Here is an 18,604-nt window from a genome sequence, read left to right as displayed (position 1 = left end):
TTAGTCTTCAACTACAATTCCCATGCTCTTTGCAGTACCTTCAATGGTTCTCATAGCAGCCTCCAAAGATGCAGCAGTCAAGTCTGGCATCTTTTGCTCAGCAATCTTTCTAATTACATCCCTCTTTAATGTAGCCACCTTTTGCTTGTTTGGCTTTGGAGACCCACTTTCAATTCCCGCAGCTTTTTTCAACAGTACTGATGCTGGAGGCGTCTTTGTAATAAATGTAAAAGACCTATCAGAGTAAACAGTTATAACAACTGGAATAATCAATCCAGCATCTTTCGCTGTTCTTTCATTAAACTCTTTGCAAAACTGCATAATGTTAACACCATGCTGACCCAATGCAGGTCCAACTGGTGGTGCTGGTGTTGCCTTGCCTGCTGGAATTTGAAGCTTTATTTGTGTTAAAACTTTCTTTGCCATTGTTCTTCACCTCCCGTTTGACTTGAGTTTGGATATATTATAATCTCTCTACCTGATGGTAATCAAATTCCACAGGAGTTTCTCTCCCAAATAGGTTTAGCATCACTTTTACTTTTCTTCGTTCTTTGTTTATCTCAACAACTGGCCCATAAAAATCAGTAAATGGACCAGATACAACCTTAACATTATCACCAACTTCAATATCAAATATCTCTACAACTTCTTCCTTTATACCCATTGCTTCTATTTCTTCATCCGTAAGGGGGGTAGGTTTTGATTCAGGACCCACAAAACCAGTTACGCCTCTGACGTTTCTTATAGTGTACCATATTTCATTGTCCATAACAGCTTTGATCAGCACATACGAAGGAAATTTCTTTTTTTCTTTCACTATTTTCTTTCCATCCTTAATTTCAGTAACAAGTTCTGTGGGAATCCTGATATCTAAAATCCTATCAGCCAAATTTCTATTTTCAATTATCTTTTCTAAATTGGCTTTTACCTTATTTTCATAGCCTGCATAGGTATGAACAACATACCATTTTGCTCTTTTATCACTCATTTTGAAGGGCTAAAAGCCCGCCCTCCTTTTTTCTAAAGAATTACATTATCACTTTATCTTCAATAAAAGTTTAAAAATAAGCTGGTCATATATAAGGTCAGCAAGCAAGATAAATACTGTAAAAAATAATGTAAATGTCAACACAACAATTGTGTGCTTTACCACCTGCTTTTGAGAAGGCCACACAACCTTCTTCATCTCTATTCTAACATCTCTGAAAAACTTTAAAGTTCTTGCCCACCATTCTTTAAAATTCATCTTCTTTTTATTTCCTTGAGGTTTTGCAAGTACCTTTTCCACCTTTTTCTTCTCCACCATAATTCACACATCCTCTTTCTTAACTATTTAGTTTCTCTATGGATGGTGTGTCTTCTGCAAAACTTACAATACTTCTTTAGCTCAAGTCTATCTGGGTCATTCTTCTTATTCTTCTCTGTCGTATAATTTCTGTTTTTGCACTCGGTACATTCAAGATGAATTATCATTCTCGCACCTTTTGCCGCCATGTTTCTGTGTTCACCTCCATCTCAAACCTTCTATAAATGACCTCATCCTTTTTCTCTTTTCTTTTTCAGAACAACACTTTGTATTCTTCAACAATGAAAATTAGCAAAAAAAAATAACCCTTCTTTGCTTGACTTTTTAAATCTATCATAAACAATTAAAATTGTCAATAACTAAATGGAGCCCACGACCGGGCTCGAACCGGCGACCTCCGCCTTACCAAGGCGACGCTCTGCCTGCTGAGCTACGTGGGCGATTACAAAAATAAAGGGGAGCATACCCCCCTCTTTCTCATCTGGAGCGGGTGATGGGAATCGAACCCACGCTGCCAGCTTGGGAAGCTGGTGTTCTACCATTGAACTACACCCGCACTACCATTTATTATTTTAATACGATTTGCTTAAGATGTAAAGTATTTTTTTATTCATCCAAAAGACCTTTGCTCTTGAGATACTCGTTTAGCTCATCTACAAGCTTTTGCGCATCTATTCCATGAAGCGCACATGCCTCTTCAATGCTTTCTCCTTGAGCAGAAGGACAACCCAAACAGTGAAGACCATTGTTCAAAAATATCGGAATAGTCCCTCTATCAATCCTCAATACATCTGCAATTATTGTATCTGTTGTAATTTTTGGCATTCCTATTTGCCTCCTTCTTGAGATAAAAGTATCACTTTTTATATTATACCACAATTTCAATCGGAATTCTACCTCTTTTTCTCAAGATAGAATTTTGCCACCACAAGGTCAGAGTCTTTATCCACATCCTGCCCCAATTCAGGATATGTAGAGATGATAGCTTTAGCTTTAATCTTAAAAACCTTAGATACCCTTTTTTCAACTTTCTGGATTGAAAGTCTCTTGGTTAAAAAAAGCAACAAAATGGTAGGTCCTATTAGCCGCGCCATGGCGATAGGATTTTTGCGTTTTTCCACAAGTTTTTCGGCAAGTGAATAGCACTTTTCAAATACTGATGGAGTTATTATAATGGCATTACCACCAGTAAATGTTCCTTCTTTTACAGTTCCATATGTCCTTTTCATCTGAGGGTATTTTTCATCGTTTATGCTCTTTTCAACAATAGGATAACAGATATCTGCACCTGATTTTATCGACTCTTCGATAAAATGGTCTATAGCCTCAGCAGTGATAAAGGGCAGGTCTGCAGTTAAAAATAAAATTTTTTTGTCGTCGTTCAAAAATTCTATCGCCTTTTTGGCATTTTTCATTATTGAGGTGTCTTCTTCAACAAATTCAACCTGTGGATACTTTGAAATTAAAAATTCTTTTAGCTGAACTGGGCCTACAACAACTCTGCGCGAAATATGCTTGGAGCTGCATACTGCATCAAGCACATACTCTATTAAATATTTTTCTCCTATCTTTATCAATGCCTTGCACTCATAAGGAGTACCTGATTTGTTTTTATCAGATCCAGCAAGTATTACAGCATTTATCATATTTTTCACCTTTTTGTTAAAATTTTAAGCTGTTGATAAGCTCTATTTCCTGATTTTTTATATGTTCTTCTGCTATCTTCTGTGCTTTTTCGACATCTCCACTTATAATTGCTTCCACAATCTCTTTGTGTTCTTTCAAAAGATTTTCATTTTTTCTGTAAATCTCTTTAAGATATATTATCCTGAACCGGGTTATCTGTTCGCGAAGGTTATTTATTATGTGCTGAAGTTTTTCGTTTTTTGCACCCAAATATATCAAGTCGTGCAACTTTATATCGTCATTTATCATTCCTTCAATATTTCCCGACTTAAAATTCTTCTCAAATGAAGAGAGAACCTTTTTGAGCTGCTCCTTTTCTGATTTTGTCATTCGCTGGGCTGCAAGACCTGTCGCAAGCTTGTCAAGTGCAGCCCGTATCTCTAATACATCCATTATTTCTTTTTTGGAAATATCGGCAACATAAGCTCCTTTTCGAGGAAGCATCACAACAAGCCCTTCAAGTTCAAGTTTTCTTATCGCCTCTCTGATAGGAGTTCTTGAAACTCCAAGCATTTCTGCAAGTTTTATCTCCATAAGCCTTTCACCAGGTTTTAAATCTCCGTTCACAATCATATCTCTTAGCTTTTCAAACACAATCTCGCGCAGAGGCTTGTAGTTCTCTATTAAAAAATAATGTGACTCATTCTTCTCATTCATTTTTTATCACAACTCCTACTATACTAAATTACTAAAATCCGCTACCTTCACATGTTGTAGTCAAGATAATTTCTTTTATGAATACTTTAAGCCTCTCTGCAGCTTTTAAAGCATCATACTTGTTGCCAAAAATCCCAAATACAGCTGGTCCGCTTCCTGTCATAACTGTCCCAAGAGCATTGTTATTTCTCATAATGTCCTTGACTCTGTTTATGACTGGATACTGATTTACTGTAACCACCTCTAAAACATTGCAAAGATTCTTTGCTATCTCTTTTACATTGCCTTCTTCAATTGCCGAAATCATAGCTTCAATGTTTGGTCTCTTTTTTATCTTGCTAAGATCAAGCGCCTCATACACAGCCTGCGTAGAAACATATACCTCTGGCTTTGCAATGAGGATATTCATCTGAGGAGCTGATTTTAGTTTTATAACCTTTTCGCCAATTCCCTCACAGAGGGCTGTGCCACCTACCAAACAAAATGGAACATCAGCACCAATCTCTCTTCCGATTTCCATAAGCTGCTGCTCAGAAAGATTTAGCTCAAATATTTCATTCAGACCTTTTAAAACTGCTGCTGCGTCAGTGCTTCCACCAGCTAAACCCGCAGAGACCGGAATGTTCTTTTCAATATGTATTCTCACACCTTGCTTTACGTCAAAACGCTCTTTTAAAAGTGAAGCCGCAATGTATGCATGGTTTTTATTGTCAGTTGGAATATTTTCACTTGAAGTTGTTACAATTATACTGTCTTCTTCTATCTTTTCAATATTGATTATATCATACAAATCCACTGTTTGCATTATAGTTCTTATTTCATGATAGCCATCTTCTCTTTTCGAAAGCACATCTAATGCTAAGTTGATTTTAGCATAAGCCTTGAGTTCCAACGCATTCCACACCTTTCGCAATGATGATTGTAAAGACTCATTTTATTGTGTATATTGTATTCTTCTGTTTGGCCTCAAAAACTATATTATCACAAAATGTAAAGAAATATAAGGAAATTGATTCTTACAATTATAATCGCAAGATGAGATGTAATAAAAAAAGACCATATTTTTTTCATGGTCCTTAAATTACTCGCTCAATTATAATATTACACTATGTGTCCAAAAACTTGCAAGCACTTTTGTAGCGGTAAAATAAAAAAATCCTAATAAAAATTAAATGGCGGAAGGGGTGGGATTCGAACCCACGGCCCGCTTCAGGCGGGTCACTGGTTTTCAAGACCAGCTCCTTAAACCACTCGGACACCCTTCCGCAAAAATCTTCTATTTTCGATGCAAGATTTATTATAAAACATCTGATGTGATATGTCAATAACCCAAAACATCCTCATTCACCATCTTACCTTTTGCTTAATATATTGATACTGAAATTCTAAAATTGGTTGTGGGAAAATGTGCGGATTTAGCGGATGGATATGCTTTAGCTCAGACATTTCTGAATTCCAGGATGTAATAACAAAGATGACAGATGTACTTAGTCACCGCGGACCTGATGAAGAAGGCTATTATATCACCAAACATGCTTTGCTTGGGCACAAGCGACTCACTATTATTGACCCTGAAGGTGGCAAACAGCCAATGATTAAATTCCATGATCAACAAAAATTTGTTATAGTTTACAATGGTGAGCTTTACAACACTCAAGAGCTTCGGGCAAAGCTTCAAAGCTTAGGGTATCATTTCAGTTCATACTCAGATACCGAAGTTGTGTTGACCTCATATATTCAATGGAAAGAAGAGTGTGTGAAATATTTAAATGGTATATTTGCTTTTGCAGTTTTTAATGAAACCAAAAATCAGCTTTTTATAGCTCGGGACCATTTAGGAGTAAAACCGCTATTTTTCTCTATTAAAAATGACAATTTTATTTTTGCTTCAGAAATAAAAGCTCTCCTAAAGCATCCATTAATATCCACTAAGGTAAACAAAGAGGGTATTTTTGAGCTTATAGGTCTTTGCCCTGCAAGGTCTCCATTTTCAGCAATTTTCAAAGATATTATAGAACTTCCTCCTGCACATTATGTAATATACAGCAAAGATAGATATGAAATAAAAGAATATTGGCTGTTAAAACCAGAAAAGTTTAACAAAACAGTAGATGAAACCATTGAGATAGTTAAAAACCTTGTCACAGATGCCATAACAAGACAGCTTGTTTCTGACTTTGAAATATGCTGCTTTCTATCAGGCGGACTGGATTCAACCATTATTACAGCTATCTCTGCCAACCAGTTAAGAAAAGAAAGAAAAAGGTTAAAGAGTTTTTCTATCGATTATAAAGATAACGCAAAATATTATAAATCCAATCAGTATCAGCCCACATTAGATAACACCTATGCTAAGATAGCTTCAAAAAGTATAGGCACAGAACACATTGTAGTTGAAATTGACAATGAACTTTTATGCGATGCTCTCTTACATGCCACAGTTGCAAATGACCTTCCTGGCATGGCTGACATTGACTCATCACTTCTCTTGTTCACAAGTGAAGTGAGAAAATATGCAAAGGTTGCCCTATCGGGAGAGTGTGCTGACGAAATTTTTGGCGGATATCCTTGGTATTGGAGAGAGGATTATAAAAGTTTTAAAACCTTCCCTTGGTCGCCTTCATTGGAATTCAGAAAAAATATTCTGTCGAAAAAATATTCAAAATCTGAGCTTGAAGAGTATGTTAACTCAAAGTATAAAGAGTCGCTTGGAAAAGTAAACTACCTTGACAGTGACTCTCAGGAAGAGGTGAGACATAGAATTTTGTACTACTTGAATGTTAAGTGGTTTATGGTAACGCTTTTAAACAGAAAAGATAGAATGAGTATGGCAAATTCTTTGGAGGTAAGAGTTCCATTTGCAGATTATAGAATTGTAGAGCTTTTGTACAATGTCCCTTGGAAGATAAAATGCCTTGAAAATATGGAAAAAGGTCTTTTAAGGCGCTCATTTGAAGGAATTATTCCTGATGAAATAAAGAATCGCAAAAAAAGCCCTTATCCTAAAACCTATAATCCCGAGTATCTCAAAAAAACAAAGAAAAAGGTTTTAGAGATTATAAAAAATAACTCTCCTATATTTGAGATAATAGATAAGACTTACTTGGAAATCATAACAGAGAAAGAATATTTCCCCTTGGATAAACCTTGGTTTGGTCAGCTAATGACCCTCCCACAGTTTTTTGGATATATCATCCAGCTTGATTTTTGGGCAAAGACCTACAATGTAGATTTCGAATAAAAATAAATTCGATATTGTATTTTTATTCATTTTGGTTTATAATTTATTTGACAACTTTTTAGTATTGAACTTAAGCTGAGATTTTGGTACTCTTTTATTTAAAAATGCTCAAGAAGGAGAATGAAAATGAAAAAGGCGATACTTGTTTTAGAAGACGGGCTGACATTTGAAGGAATTTCACTTGGCAGTGAAGGCGAAACAATTGGTGAAATTGTATTCAATACATGCATGACAGGATATCAAGAGGTGCTGACTGACCCTTCCTATAATGGTCAGATTGTTACAATGACCTACCCTCTTATAGGCAACTACGGAATAAATAGTGAAGATGTGGAATCATACAAACCTCATGTTGAAGGTTTTATTGTCAGAGAGGCATGCAAAACACCTTCAAATTTCAGGGCTCAGAAGACATTGCATGAATATTTAAAAGAAAATAATATTGTAGCAATTGAGGGTGTAGATACACGAGCTATAACAGAACACATACGTAATAAAGGTTCAATGCTTGGTATAATCTCAACAGAGACCGACAATAAAGAGGTTCTCCTGAGCAAAATATTTGAGTACAAAAAACAAAAGCCAGCTCTGGTAAAAGAGGTTTCAACCACTCAGGTATACAGAATTGAAGGCAGTGGCAAGAAGGTTGCTGTTTTAGATTTTGGAATTAAGCAAAACATCTTGAGAGAACTTTCAAAAAGAGGGCTTGACTTATATGTGTTTCCATATAATAGCTCACTTGACCAAATAATGAAAATAAATCCAGAAGGGTTTGTATTCTCAAACGGACCGGGTGATCCTACTGACTTAGAAGAAATCTTCCCTACTTTGAAACAAATAATAGAACTAAAAAAGCCTATCCTTGGAATTTGTCTTGGCCACCAACTTTTAGGTTTGTGTTTAGGACTTAAGACATACAAGCTGAAATTTGGTCACCATGGAGGAAACCACCCGGTTAAAGACTTGATTTCCGGCAAGGTTTATATAACCTCACAGAACCACAACTATGCAATTGAATATAAAGAATATGAAAAAATAAAAATCACACATGTAAATGTAAATGATAAAACTGTTGAGGGGTTTGCTCATCTTGATTTGCCTATAGTATCTGTTCAATACCATCCTGAGGCAAGCCCGGGTCCACATGACTCAAAATATATATTTGACCAATTTACTAAGCTTTTGAATGGAGTGTAGAAAAAGATGCCAAAGAGAAAGGACATAAAAAAGGTTTTGATAATAGGCTCTGGTCCGATAGTAATTGGGCAGGCTGCTGAGTTTGACTATTCAGGAACTCAGGCCTGCCGCGCTTTAAAAGAAGAAGGAATAGAAGTTGTGCTTGTAAACTCCAACCCTGCAACAATCATGACTGATACAGAAATTGCTGACAGGGTATATATTGAACCAATTTCAGTTGATTATATCGAAGAAATAATCAAAAAAGAAAGACCACAGGGACTTTTGGCTGGGCTTGGTGGTCAGACAGCGCTCAATATGGCTTTTGAGCTTGCCGAAGCAGGAATTTTGGAAAAGTACGGAGTTTCTCTTCTTGGAACATCGCTTGAAACAATTAAAAAGGCAGAAGACAGGGAACTTTTTAAAAAGACCATGATTGAAATTGGAGAACCTGTGCCAAAAAGCATCATAGCACACTCTGTACAAGAAGCTATAGAATTCGCAAGAGAAGTTGGATACCCTGTTATTGTTCGTCCCGCCTATACCCTTGGCGGCACAGGCGGTGGAATTGCTTACAACGAAGAAGAGCTGAGATATATTGCAAGCAAGGGATTGAAACTTTCTTTAATTCATCAAGTATTGATTGAACAGAGTGTCCTTGGCTGGAAAGAAATAGAATATGAGGTCATGAGGGATAGCAACGACAACTGCATCACTGTGTGCAACATGGAAAACATAGACCCTGTGGGAATTCACACAGGTGACAGTATCGTTGTTGCCCCATCTCAAACTCTTTCTGATAAAGAGTATCAGATGCTTCGCAGTGCTTCCTTAAACATAATAAGAAGTCTAAAAATTGAGGGCGGATGCAACGTTCAGTTTGCGCTAAATCCAAACAGCATGGAGTATGTGGTAATTGAGGTAAACCCGAGAGTGAGCCGTTCGTCTGCCTTAGCATCAAAAGCAACAGGGTACCCTATTGCTCGAATTGCTGCAAAAATAGCAATTGGTCTTACACTTGACGAAATAATAAATCCTATCACCCAAAACACATATGCAAGCTTTGAACCGTCTATAGACTATGTTGTTGTAAAAGTGCCCAGATGGCCGTTTGACAAGTTTGAAAAGGCAGACAGACGACTTGGCACACAGATGAAGTCAACTGGCGAGGTCATGGCAATTGGAAGAACATTTGAAGAAGCATTTTTGAAAGCAATAGATTCACTGGATGTTAAGATTAACTACCAGCTTGGGCTTAAAAAATTCGAAGAGATGGCAGATAGTGAGCTTTTAGAGTATATAAAAACTCCAAACGATGAGAGAGTTTTCGCAATATGCGAAGCTCTTTCCCGAAATTATGACTGCAAGTTCATTTCAGACCTCAGCAAGATTGATTACTTCTTTATTGAAAAGTTCAAAAACATAGTTGATATGTCAAAACAGCTCAAAAAATATGACATAGAATCACTGCCATATGACCTTTTACAAAAAGCTAAAAGACTTGGGTTTGGTGACTCATACATTGCAAATCTTTTAAAAGAGGATGTGGACGAGGTAATAGAAATAAGAGAGAAATGTAAGCTAAAACCTTCTTTCAAGATGGTTGATACCTGTGCAGGTGAGTTTGAAGCAAAAACACCATATTTTTATTCCACATACGAAAAAGAAACTGACTTAGTTGTAAGTTCAAAGCCTAAAGCAATTGTAATTGGTTCAGGTCCTATAAGAATTGGTCAGGGAATTGAATTTGATTATTGCTGTGTTCATTCAATATTCGCGTTAAAAGAAGAAGGAGTTGAAGCTATAATCATCAATAACAATCCTGAGACAGTATCAACCGACTTTGATACATCAGACAAGCTCTTTTTTGAACCTCTAACAAAAGAATGTGTTTTAGATATAATAAAACAGGAAAAACCAATGGGGGTAATAGTTCAATTTGGTGGTCAGACAGCAATAAACATGGCTTCATACCTTGCAAAAAACGGTGTGAAGATCCTTGGAACTTCTATGGAAAGCATTGACACTGCAGAAGACAGAGACAAGTTTTTGAATCTTCTCAAAAACCTCAATATTCCTTATCCTCCAGGTGGGGCTGCATACAGCTTGGAAGATGCGGTGAGGGTTGCCGAAAAGATTGGCTATCCTGTTCTGGTAAGACCATCTTATGTTCTTGGCGGAAGGGCAATGGAGATTGTCTACAGCCGTGAGGAGCTTGAAAAATACATCAAAGCTGCAATTGAGATATCAATAAAACATCCTATTTTGATCGATAAATACATCCTTGGAAAAGAAGCGGAAGTTGATGGAATCTCGGATGGAGAAGATGTGTTAATACCTGGGATCATGGAACATATTGAAAGAGCTGGTGTTCATTCTGGAGACAGCATGGCAGTGTTTCCTCCCCATACACTCTCTGAAAGGGTTAAAGAAAAAATTGTTGATTATACCATAAAACTTGCCCGTGCCTTGAGAGTTGTAGGACTTTTCAATATCCAATTTGTAATTGACAAAGATGAAAATGTTTATGTAATAGAAGTAAATCCTCGCGCAAGCAGAACTGTGCCAATTTTGAGCAAGGTTACAGGAATTCCTATGATAAAGATTGCAACCAAGCTCATACTTGGCAAAAAGCTAAAAGAGTTGGGATACCAAACTGGCCTTGTAAAAGAACCAGACTTTTTTGCAGTAAAAGCTCCTGTATTTTCGTTCTCTAAACTATCCAAGGTTGATGCATACTTAGGACCAGAGATGAAATCCACCGGCGAAGTTCTTGGTATTTCCAAAAACCTAAAAGTTGCTCTTCACAAAGCTTTCATATCCTCCAATCACAAATTTGTGAAAAACGGTAGCTGCTTGATTTTAGCACCTGAAAGTGAAAAGGATGCTATACAGCAGATTATACGAAAACTATATGAAGTAAACTACAAAGTGTTCCTCTTAGATAGCATGAAGGATTATATAAAAGGTTTAAATGTAGAGTTTTTAGACAAAGAGACTGCTGAAAAGATGCTACTTGAAGACAAATTCTCGTTTGTAATAAATATTCCATCCAAAGACAAAATGCAAGAGTTTGGATTTGTTTTGCGAAGACTTTCTGTTGAGTTTGGAGTTACAACATTAACATCGGTTGATACAGCACAGTATTATGTGGACGTTCTATCTCTACTACATGAGATTGAAAAAGATATTTACTGTCTGAATGATTTATTTAAAGATGAAAGGATGAAGTGCTATGAGACATTTTCTTCATCTAAATGACCTTTCAAAAGAAGATATTATGTATTTGGTTGAGCTTGCAAGCAGACTCAAAAAAGAAGCTAAAAAAGGTTTTTACTTTCCCTATTTAAAGAACAAAGCGCTGGGACTTATATTTACAAAGGCTTCAACAAGGACGCGTGTATCATTTGAAGTTGGAATCCACCAGCTTGGCGGATATTCACTCTATCTTGGGAAAAATGACCTTCAGCTTGGCAGAGGTGAAACAATAGAAGATACAGCAAAGGTTCTGTCGCGCTACCTTGACCTAATTGTTATAAGAACATATGAACAAAAAGAGGTTGAAGAGTTTGCAAAATACTCTTCCATCCCAGTTATAAATGGTCTTACTGATGATTATCATCCAACCCAAATTATAGCGGACTTTCAGACAATTTTTGAGGAGAAAGGAAGGCTCAGTAACTTAAAGATCGCATATGTGGGAGACGGCAACAATGTAGCAGCCACACTTTTGGTAGGCGCAGCAAAGCTTGGTCTTGACATTGCAGTTGCAACTCCACCTGATTATGAAATAAAAAAAGAGGTGGTAGATTTTTCACTTGATGAGGCAAAAAAGAGTAAAAGCAATATCATATTTACCAATAGTCCAAAAGAGGCTGTAAAAGATGCTGATGTTGTCTATACAGACACATGGGTTTCGATGGGTCAGGAAGAAGAAAAGGAAAAAAGAATAAGGGATTTTGAAGGATATCAGGTAGACAGCTCTCTTATGAAATTAGCAAAAGATGATGCGATATTCCTGCATTGTCTTCCAGCATACAGAGGGTTTGAAGTAACCTCAGAGGTCATAGACGGTTCGCAATCGAGGGTATTTGATGAGGCAGAAAATAGGCTTCACGCTCACAAGGCTATAATGATTTTTGTGTGTCTTGGGAAAATTTGAACCAGCGGTTTTTCAAAGGAACTAATAAGGCTGCCCGCAAAGTCAAGGAGCTAAATTGTAACTCTGTTTGCTGGGCAGCCTTATCCATTTTTAGTTTTTGGTGTTTCTGTATGTGTCTTTAAAAATCTCATAGTTCCCAAATGAAGTCATGCAAATCAATATTGAATTAATAATAAGAAGCACAATATCCTTAGGTGTATTTTGATGAGGTATGAAGATAAACGAAAGAATAAAAGTTACAACAAATGTGTATATTCTGATTACATAATCTTTACATCGTCTTTTAAAAATGCTTTTGGTAAACTGAACAATTATATTTGTAGCGATAGCAATCCCAGCAAATGTTCCAAGCTGCTGAGCAGAAAGATAATTTTCCATTTCCCATCCTCAAATAATATATTATGTCTACTTCTATGATATTCTTAAAAGGCAAATACTGTGAAAAAAATTTTTTCAAGTAAAGAGTCTATTTCAAGTTCTCTGGATTTAAGCCTTCCAGCTCTTTTATCACAAATCTCCCATCTTTTCTAATAAGCTTTCCATCAAAGTAAATTTCCCCACCACCATATTCAGGTGTTTGAATGAGCACAATGTCCCAATGAACAGCTGACCTGTTGCCATTGTCAGCATCCTCATAGGCGTTACCAGGAGTAAAATGAATGCTTCCCGCAATCTTCTCATCAAAAAGCGTGTCTTCCATCGGCTTTGTAATGTAGGGATTCAGACCAATTGAAAATTCACCAATATACCTTGCACCCTCGTCGGTATCCAGTATCTTGTTGAGCTTCTCTGTATTGTTAGCAGTTGCTTTTACAATCTTTCCATCTTTAAATTCAAATCTTATATTTTCAAACTTGAACCCTGCATAGTTCGAAGGTGTATTGTATGTTATATAACCATTTACAGAATCTTTGACAGGCGCAGTGTATACCTCACCATCGGGAATATTCATGTGACCATCACATTTTACAGCTTTCATGCCTTTAATTGAAAATCTCAAATCTGTGTCTTTTGCTACTATCCGAACCTCATCTGTGTTCTGCATAAGCTCAACCAAAGCGTCCATTGCTTTTGACATTTTGCTATAGTCAAGATTGCAAACGTTAAAATAAAAATCTTCAAACTCTTCCGAACTCATCTTTGCCTGTTGTGCCATTGAATAGTTGGGATATCTTAATATGCACCACTTCGTTTTTGGAACTCTGACCTCTCCGTGAACTTTGTGAAACCATATTCTTTGATACAGATTCATCTTCTCGTCTGGAACATCTGAAAGTTCAAATGGATTTGGTGAAGATCTAATACCTATATATGCATCCATCTTTTCCATAAGATCTCTTTCATTTTGAGCAATAATTTCTATCTGCTCTTCTGTTGCATTCAAAAGAAGACTTCTAAGTAGTGTTGGGTGTTTTAGCCACAAAAATGGTTTTGCACCTTTTGAATATGAGAGTTTTACAAGTTCTTTTGCAAGCTCGATCTCCTGACCAATTAGCTCTATCAAAATGTTCTCGCCTTCTTTTAATTCAACCGAATACTCAATAAGGTTTTTTGCAAGAAGTTTTAACCTCTCATCAGTCAATTTAGCACTCTCCTTTCAGTTTTTTAATTTTCATTTTTCAAACACCTTGTTTGCTGTATCTCTATCTAAGAAAACAAACTTCCCTTCTTTTAGCTTTCCAAGCTGGAGTTTGCCTATTGCAACTCTTTTTAGCTTCAAAACCTTATGACCAATTTGGTCACACATTTTTCTTATCTGCCTGTTCCTTCCCTCATGTATTTTTATCTCAACCAGAGCATTACCATTTATAAGCTTTAAAATCTTAAATTTGGCAGGTGCAGTCATTTTCCCATCTATCAAAAGACCTTTTTCAAACCTTTCTATCTCTTCCTTAGAAGGAATGCCTTTGATTAAGGCTATATAGGTCTTTTCAATATCGTGTTTTGGATGTGTGACTTTGTATGCAAATTCACCATCATTTGTAAGAAGAATTAAGCCAGTTGTGTCAAAATCAAGCCTTCCTACAGGAAATACTCTTACATTTACTTTGTCCTTGACCAAATCAACCACTGTTTTTCTGCCCTTTTCATCCTTTGCAGAAGAAATAACTCCAAAAGGTTTGTTAAGCATTATATATACCTTCTGCCTCTGCAAGGATATTCTCTTTCCATCTACTTCAACCACATCTTTTTCTGGATCAACCTTGAACCCAAGCTGGTTCACAAGCTTTCCGTTTACTTTTACTCTGCCTTGCAGGATAATCTCTTCACACTTCCTCCTGGAAGCAACACCGCACTGTGCCATAAATTTCTGAAGTCTTACAAGCTCACCTATCTCTTATCACCATCCACTCGGTATTTGTTACTGCCTTTTCAATCAGTTCTTCTGCCTTGAGCTTGCTTTCCTCAGCCAAAACTTGTTCAAGCTTTGGTTTTGTTTTCGGATGCTTAGGAACAAACACAGTACAGCAGTCTTCATAAGGAAGTATAGAGATATCATATGTGCCAATCTTCTTTGCAAGTCTTATTATCTCTTCCTTGTCCATGCCAATGAGCGGTCTGAAAACTGGCATTGAAACAGCTGCCTGCGTGCAAAACAGGCTTTCCATTGTCTGGCTTGCAACCTGACCTATGCTCTCACCAGTAATCAAAGCAAGTCCACCGTTTTGCATCGCAATCTTCTGTGCAATCTTCATCATGAACCTTCTCATTATTATTGTCAAGAATCTCTCATCACAATTTTCATAAATAGAAAGCTGAATTTCAGTAAATGGAACTATATAGAGCTTTATCTTATCTGTGTATTTTGCCAAAACCTTACACAAGTCTATTACCTTTTCCTTTGCTTTCTCGCCGGTGTAAGGAAAACTGTAAAAGTGAATTGCTTCTATCTCAACACCTCTTTTGGCAATCATAAAACCGGCAACAGGACTGTCTATACCACCGGACAAAAGAAGGTGTGCCCTGCCACCTGTGCCAAGCGGCATTCCTCCAATACCTTTTTCTTCTGATGAATAGACATATACTTTGTCTCTTATTTCAATGTTCAAAATAAAATCAGGGTTGTGAACGTCAACACAAAGTCCATACATCTCAGCAAACTTTCTCAAGATATGCGCGCCTATTAACTTAGAGACCTCTGGAGACTTTAACTCAAATTTCTTATCTGCTCGCTTAGTCTCAACCTTAAAAGTCTTCTTACCCTTCTCAAGCTCACTTTTGGTAACAACTTCAGCAGCCTGCTTTATTCCCTCTAAATTCTTTTCAGCAACCTCGCATATGGTAATTCCTACAATCCCAAAAACGCGTTTGAGCCTTTCAATTGCTTCATCAAAATATTCCTCACTTAAATTCTCAACAAATATCCTGCCCTGCTCCTTTTTAACCATAACCGAGTCAATGTCAGAAAGTCTTTTTTTGATATTCCTGACCAGCGTATCTTCAAAAAAAGGACGATTTTGACCTTTTAACGCAAGCTCACCGTATCTCATCAGCAGTGCTTTCAATTTTGAGCCCATCCTTTACTTTTTTATTTTTCTCAAGAATCTTAGCGATTTTTCGATACACTCAAGCACATAGTCAACCTCTTCAATTTGATTGAGGTAAGAAAACGAAAAACGTATACTGCTTTCTGCAATTTCCATCCTTTTTCCCATGCAGTGCAAAACCTTGTTGTAAGTTCTGCCTTTTGATGAGCAGGCAGAACCTGAAGATGCAAATATACCATAACTTTCAAGTGTGTGAAGAAATATTTCAGATTTTATACCCAAAAAAGACACATTTAATATTGCATCAGATGTCTTTTCTAAGGGAGAATTTATCACAACATCATTGAACGCTGAAAGTCCTTCAATAAATCTTCGTTTTATATTCCTTAGCTTATCTGGTTCAGAAGCTTTTAGCTTTTCATACACCTCAATTGCTTTAGCAAACGAAAAAATGCCGGGCATATTCTCTGTTCCAGGTCTTATACCTTTTTGCTGCTGTCCTCCAAAGATTATCGGCTGGATGTTTATACCCTTTCTGATATACAAAGCTCCTATTCCTTTTAATGCGTGTATTTTATGACCACTTATCGACATAAGGTCCACATTCAATTCTTTAACATTGGTTTTTTCTTTCATAAAAGCCTGGACAGCATCTGTGTGAACAATAACATTTGGGTTTTTCTTTTTCGCAATTTCTGATAGCTTCTTCACGTCAAATATATGCCCTGTCTCGTTGTTGACAAGCATCACGCTTACCAGAATGGTATTCTGGTCCACAAGCTTCTCAAACTGCTCAAAATCTAAATTTCCCTCAGCATCCACAGGTACATATTGTATCTCAAATCCATTTCTTTCTAAATACTCAAGTGTAGAAATAACAGAAGGATGTTCAACAGGCGTTGATACAATCCTTTTTCCTCTTTTCTGATGTGCAAATGCACAGCCAATAAGTGCTAAATTGTTTGCTTCTGTTCCACCAGAGGTAAAATAAATCTCATCGCTGCTACTTCCAAGTTTTTTGGCAATAATTTCTTTTGCCTCTTTTACTATTCTTTCTGCCTCAACACCAAGTCTGTGAAGCGATGAAGGATTGCCATAGGTATCTAGCAAAAACTTTGAAAGCTGCTCAATTACCTCATCAAAAGGCTTTGTGGTTGCAGCGTTGTCAAAGTACACATTCATAATTTTGCACTTCCCTTCATATTTCTCCAACTTCATGCATTAGGATGGAAAGCGCAGCAATTGAGGCTGTCTCACTTCTGAGTATTCTTTTGCCAAGCGAAATAACTTGTACATTTTTAAAGGTTTTTAACTCTTCTATCTCCTCTTCTTCAAAACCACCTTCAGGTCCAATCAAAATCCCAATGTTATTATAATCTGAAGATATACACCACTCTGAAGTCTCCGATTCCTTTTCATAAGGAATAAAAAGAATATCAAGCTTATCTAAATATTTCTCTTTAATCTCAGAAATTCTAATTGGCATTTCGATTAAAGGTGGTATAGGGCGAAGACACTGTTTTTGGGCCTCTTGCGCAATTTTGCGCCACCTTTCAACCTTTTTTTCCTGTTTTTCTGAAATATCAATCACCACTCTTTTCGACACCACAGGTACAATTGTTTTTACTCCAAGCTCTGTTGCCTTTTGCACAACAAAATCCATTTTTTGGTTTTTGATAATACATTGAAATAAAAAAATGTTTTTGGTACTTTCTCGGTCATTCAAAGTTTTGCTTTCTATCAAAAGTTTTATTCTGTCTTTGGAAACTTCAAGTATTCGCGATGAGTAGTCATAATTGCCATCACATAGATTTATTTTATCTCCTTCTCTTTTCCTTAAAACCTTGACTATATGATTTATATCTTCCTTATCTGTGATGTAGGCAATATCATTCTCAATGTTCTGCTTTTCAACAAAAAAGATTGGCACTTAATATCACCCTACACAGTTTTTTTGCTAACAACCAAGGACCATGTACCCATTTTTTTCACTTCTACAATTTCAAGACTATTTTTCTCAAAGCTTTTCAAAACATCTTCAAGCCTGTCTTCAATAATGCCAGAAGAGATAAAAATTCCGTTGTCTTTCAAAACTTTCTTTACATCTCTTGAGAGCCTCATAATGATATCAGCCACAATGTTAGCGATAACCACATCAAACTTTTCTTCTATGCCTTCAACAAGGTCATTCTTTTTTATCTCAATCTCAACTCCATTTAACCTCGCGTTCTCCTCTGCTACCTTCACAGCAACCTCATCAATATCAACTGCTAAAACTCTTTTTGCCAAAAACTTCTTTGCAGCTATTGCCAATATCCCTGAACCTGTCCCAACATCAAGAACATCCATCTCTGGCTTTACATATTTCTGGATAGCTTCAAGGCACAAAATGGTTGACTCATGAGTTCCTGTGCCAAATGCCATACCCGGGTCAAGCCTAACAATTGTTTTGCTGTCTTCGGCTTTATAATCTTGCCATGAAGGAACAATCACAATATCCCCTATCTCAACAGGCTTATAATACTTTTTCCACTCTTCTGCCCAGTCTTTTTCATCAACTTCAGAAACGGTAATTTTGCCTTCTCCAATATTGATATATTTTGCAGTCTCTTTAAGCCTCTCCTCAATAGTATGGGTAAGCTCTAAAATATTGCTGCTTTCAGGAAAATAAGCACAAACTTTCGCATAATCCTTTTTTGTAAACTGGTTTTCGTCAATATAATCCCATAAATTTGGTCTTGACACAATCTCATTGTCTTCAATGACAACGCCGTTTGCTCCAAGCTCATACAAAATATTTGAAATAGCATCTTCTGCCTCTTCGGTGGTCTTAATTGATATCTCATACCATCTCATTTGCGCTTTCTTCTCCTTTTTTCAAATTCAAA

Annotated in this window: 19 protein-coding genes and 3 tRNA genes; 4 read left to right on the top strand and 18 right to left on the bottom strand. The window is 36.7% G+C overall.

Annotated features, from left to right (window positions below):
* The 11 genes from rplK to CALHY_RS06060 all read right to left on the bottom strand — a co-directional run bounded on the left by rplK (position 1) and on the right by CALHY_RS06060 (position 4,914).
* Positions 1-426, bottom strand: coding sequence for a 50S ribosomal protein L11 (gene rplK, locus CALHY_RS06110; RefSeq protein WP_013290324.1), 426 nt, complete (start codon positions 424-426; stop codon positions 1-3).
* A 37-nt stretch (positions 427-463) separates the two neighbouring features.
* A complete protein-coding gene (gene nusG / locus CALHY_RS06105) occupies positions 464-988 on the bottom strand; it encodes a transcription termination/antitermination protein NusG (protein ID WP_013403104.1) in 525 nt (174 codons plus the stop codon).
* 48 nt (positions 989-1,036) lie between these two features.
* Positions 1,037-1,306, bottom strand: coding sequence for a preprotein translocase subunit SecE (gene secE, locus CALHY_RS06100; protein WP_013403103.1), 270 nt, complete (start codon positions 1,304-1,306; stop codon positions 1,037-1,039).
* Between the two features lie 23 nt (positions 1,307-1,329).
* Positions 1,330-1,494 (bottom strand): 50S ribosomal protein L33, encoded by a 165-nt coding sequence (gene rpmG, locus CALHY_RS06095; protein WP_013290321.1) that lies wholly within the window; start codon positions 1,492-1,494, stop codon positions 1,330-1,332.
* 176 nt (positions 1,495-1,670) lie between these two features.
* Positions 1,671-1,746, bottom strand: a tRNA-Thr gene (locus tag CALHY_RS06090).
* A 42-nt stretch (positions 1,747-1,788) separates the two neighbouring features.
* Positions 1,789-1,862, bottom strand: a tRNA-Gly gene (locus tag CALHY_RS06085).
* 50 nt (positions 1,863-1,912) lie between these two features.
* Complete coding sequence (locus CALHY_RS06080) at positions 1,913-2,131, bottom strand: DUF1858 domain-containing protein (RefSeq protein ID WP_013403102.1); 219 nt, start codon at positions 2,129-2,131, stop codon at positions 1,913-1,915.
* Between the two features lie 68 nt (positions 2,132-2,199).
* On the bottom strand, positions 2,200-2,952 hold the full coding sequence (locus tag CALHY_RS06075) for a nucleotidyltransferase family protein (protein ID WP_013403101.1): 753 nt from the start codon (positions 2,950-2,952) through the stop codon (positions 2,200-2,202).
* A gap of 16 nt (positions 2,953-2,968) precedes the next feature.
* Positions 2,969-3,649 carry a GntR family transcriptional regulator gene (locus CALHY_RS06070; RefSeq protein ID WP_013403100.1) on the bottom strand — a complete coding sequence of 227 codons (681 nt, stop codon included), beginning with the start codon at positions 3,647-3,649 and terminating at the stop codon, positions 2,969-2,971.
* Positions 3,650-3,680: 31 nt separating this feature from the next.
* Entirely contained in the window at positions 3,681-4,541 is an 861-nt protein-coding gene (ispE, locus tag CALHY_RS06065) for a 4-(cytidine 5'-diphospho)-2-C-methyl-D-erythritol kinase (RefSeq protein WP_013403099.1), read from the bottom strand.
* Between the two features lie 281 nt (positions 4,542-4,822).
* Positions 4,823-4,914 (bottom strand) — tRNA-Ser (locus CALHY_RS06060).
* 140 nt (positions 4,915-5,054) lie between these two features.
* Between CALHY_RS06060 and asnB the strand changes: the two genes are divergently transcribed.
* The 4 genes from asnB (at position 5,055) to argF (ending at position 12,228) form a co-directional block, all read left to right on the top strand.
* Positions 5,055-6,890 (top strand): asparagine synthase (glutamine-hydrolyzing), encoded by a 1,836-nt coding sequence (gene asnB / locus CALHY_RS06055; protein WP_013403098.1) that lies wholly within the window; start codon positions 5,055-5,057, stop codon positions 6,888-6,890.
* A gap of 126 nt (positions 6,891-7,016) precedes the next feature.
* Positions 7,017-8,087 (top strand): glutamine-hydrolyzing carbamoyl-phosphate synthase small subunit, encoded by a 1,071-nt coding sequence (gene carA / locus CALHY_RS06050; RefSeq protein ID WP_013403097.1) that lies wholly within the window; start codon positions 7,017-7,019, stop codon positions 8,085-8,087.
* A 6-nt stretch (positions 8,088-8,093) separates the two neighbouring features.
* Positions 8,094-11,327: a carbamoyl-phosphate synthase (glutamine-hydrolyzing) large subunit gene (gene carB, locus CALHY_RS06045; RefSeq protein WP_013403096.1), complete on the top strand. Its 3,234-nt coding sequence runs from the start codon at positions 8,094-8,096 to the stop codon at positions 11,325-11,327.
* Complete coding sequence (gene argF, locus CALHY_RS06040) at positions 11,302-12,228, top strand: ornithine carbamoyltransferase (RefSeq protein ID WP_013403095.1); 927 nt, start codon at positions 11,302-11,304, stop codon at positions 12,226-12,228. The genes carB and argF overlap by 26 nt, the downstream gene beginning before the upstream one ends.
* Before the next feature lie 90 nt (positions 12,229-12,318).
* On the opposite strand, the gene CALHY_RS06035 is transcribed toward argF, so the two are convergent.
* The 7 genes from CALHY_RS06035 to prmA all read right to left on the bottom strand — a co-directional run bounded on the left by CALHY_RS06035 (position 12,319) and on the right by prmA (position 18,572).
* Positions 12,319-12,606: a hypothetical protein gene (locus CALHY_RS06035; protein WP_013403094.1), complete on the bottom strand. Its 288-nt coding sequence runs from the start codon at positions 12,604-12,606 to the stop codon at positions 12,319-12,321.
* 88 nt (positions 12,607-12,694) lie between these two features.
* Positions 12,695-13,810, bottom strand: a complete 1,116-nt coding sequence (locus CALHY_RS06030; protein WP_013403093.1) for an aminopeptidase — start codon at positions 13,808-13,810, stop codon at positions 12,695-12,697.
* Positions 13,811-13,840: 30 nt separating this feature from the next.
* A complete protein-coding gene (locus tag CALHY_RS06025; RefSeq protein WP_013403092.1) occupies positions 13,841-14,563 on the bottom strand; it encodes a pseudouridine synthase in 723 nt (240 codons plus the stop codon).
* On the bottom strand, positions 14,556-15,746 hold the full coding sequence (thiI, locus tag CALHY_RS06020; protein WP_041723125.1) for a tRNA uracil 4-sulfurtransferase ThiI: 1,191 nt from the start codon (positions 15,744-15,746) through the stop codon (positions 14,556-14,558). Before thiI ends, CALHY_RS06025 begins: the two co-directional genes overlap by 8 nt.
* 3 nt (positions 15,747-15,749) lie before the next feature.
* The gene (locus tag CALHY_RS06015) at positions 15,750-16,898 is read right to left on the bottom strand and encodes a cysteine desulfurase family protein (protein WP_013403090.1); all 1,149 of its coding nucleotides are present in this window, start codon (positions 16,896-16,898) and stop codon (positions 15,750-15,752) included.
* A 16-nt stretch (positions 16,899-16,914) separates the two neighbouring features.
* Positions 16,915-17,646 carry a 16S rRNA (uracil(1498)-N(3))-methyltransferase gene (locus tag CALHY_RS06010; RefSeq protein ID WP_013403089.1) on the bottom strand — a complete coding sequence of 244 codons (732 nt, stop codon included), beginning with the start codon at positions 17,644-17,646 and terminating at the stop codon, positions 16,915-16,917.
* Between the two features lie 11 nt (positions 17,647-17,657).
* Positions 17,658-18,572 (bottom strand): 50S ribosomal protein L11 methyltransferase, encoded by a 915-nt coding sequence (gene prmA, locus CALHY_RS06005; RefSeq protein ID WP_013403088.1) that lies wholly within the window; start codon positions 18,570-18,572, stop codon positions 17,658-17,660.
* Positions 18,573-18,604: the final 32 nt, after the last annotated feature.

Origin of the sequence: Caldicellulosiruptor hydrothermalis 108 (genome assembly GCF_000166355.1) — a bacterium.
GTDB lineage: Bacteria > Bacillota > Thermoanaerobacteria > Caldicellulosiruptorales > Caldicellulosiruptoraceae > Caldicellulosiruptor > Caldicellulosiruptor hydrothermalis.
The sequence above is the reverse complement of the archived record's forward strand: the minus strand, read 5'-3'. Positions and strand labels throughout refer to the sequence as shown.

Coding starts and splice junctions, on each gene's coding strand:
- rplK (WP_013290324.1), bottom strand. CDS start 426: ATGGCAAAGAAAGTTTTAACACAAATAAAGCTTCAAATTCCAGCAGGC.
- nusG (WP_013403104.1), bottom strand. CDS start 988: ATGAGTGATAAAAGAGCAAAATGGTATGTTGTTCATACCTATGCAGGC.
- secE (WP_013403103.1), bottom strand. CDS start 1,306: ATGGTGGAGAAGAAAAAGGTGGAAAAGGTACTTGCAAAACCTCAAGGA.
- rpmG (WP_013290321.1), bottom strand. CDS start 1,494: ATGGCGGCAAAAGGTGCGAGAATGATAATTCATCTTGAATGTACCGAG.
- CALHY_RS06080 (WP_013403102.1), bottom strand. CDS start 2,131: ATGCCAAAAATTACAACAGATACAATAATTGCAGATGTATTGAGGATT.
- CALHY_RS06075 (WP_013403101.1), bottom strand. CDS start 2,952: ATGATAAATGCTGTAATACTTGCTGGATCTGATAAAAACAAATCAGGT.
- CALHY_RS06070 (WP_013403100.1), bottom strand. CDS start 3,649: ATGAATGAGAAGAATGAGTCACATTATTTTTTAATAGAGAACTACAAG.
- asnB (WP_013403098.1), top strand. CDS start 5,055: ATGTGCGGATTTAGCGGATGGATATGCTTTAGCTCAGACATTTCTGAA.
- carA (WP_013403097.1), top strand. CDS start 7,017: ATGAAAAAGGCGATACTTGTTTTAGAAGACGGGCTGACATTTGAAGGA.
- carB (WP_013403096.1), top strand. CDS start 8,094: ATGCCAAAGAGAAAGGACATAAAAAAGGTTTTGATAATAGGCTCTGGT.
- argF (WP_013403095.1), top strand. CDS start 11,302: ATGAGACATTTTCTTCATCTAAATGACCTTTCAAAAGAAGATATTATG.
- CALHY_RS06035 (WP_013403094.1), bottom strand. CDS start 12,606: ATGGAAAATTATCTTTCTGCTCAGCAGCTTGGAACATTTGCTGGGATT.
- thiI (WP_041723125.1), bottom strand. CDS start 15,746: ATGGGCTCAAAATTGAAAGCACTGCTGATGAGATACGGTGAGCTTGCG.
- CALHY_RS06015 (WP_013403090.1), bottom strand. CDS start 16,898: ATGAATGTGTACTTTGACAACGCTGCAACCACAAAGCCTTTTGATGAG.
- prmA (WP_013403088.1), bottom strand. CDS start 18,572: ATGAGATGGTATGAGATATCAATTAAGACCACCGAAGAGGCAGAAGAT.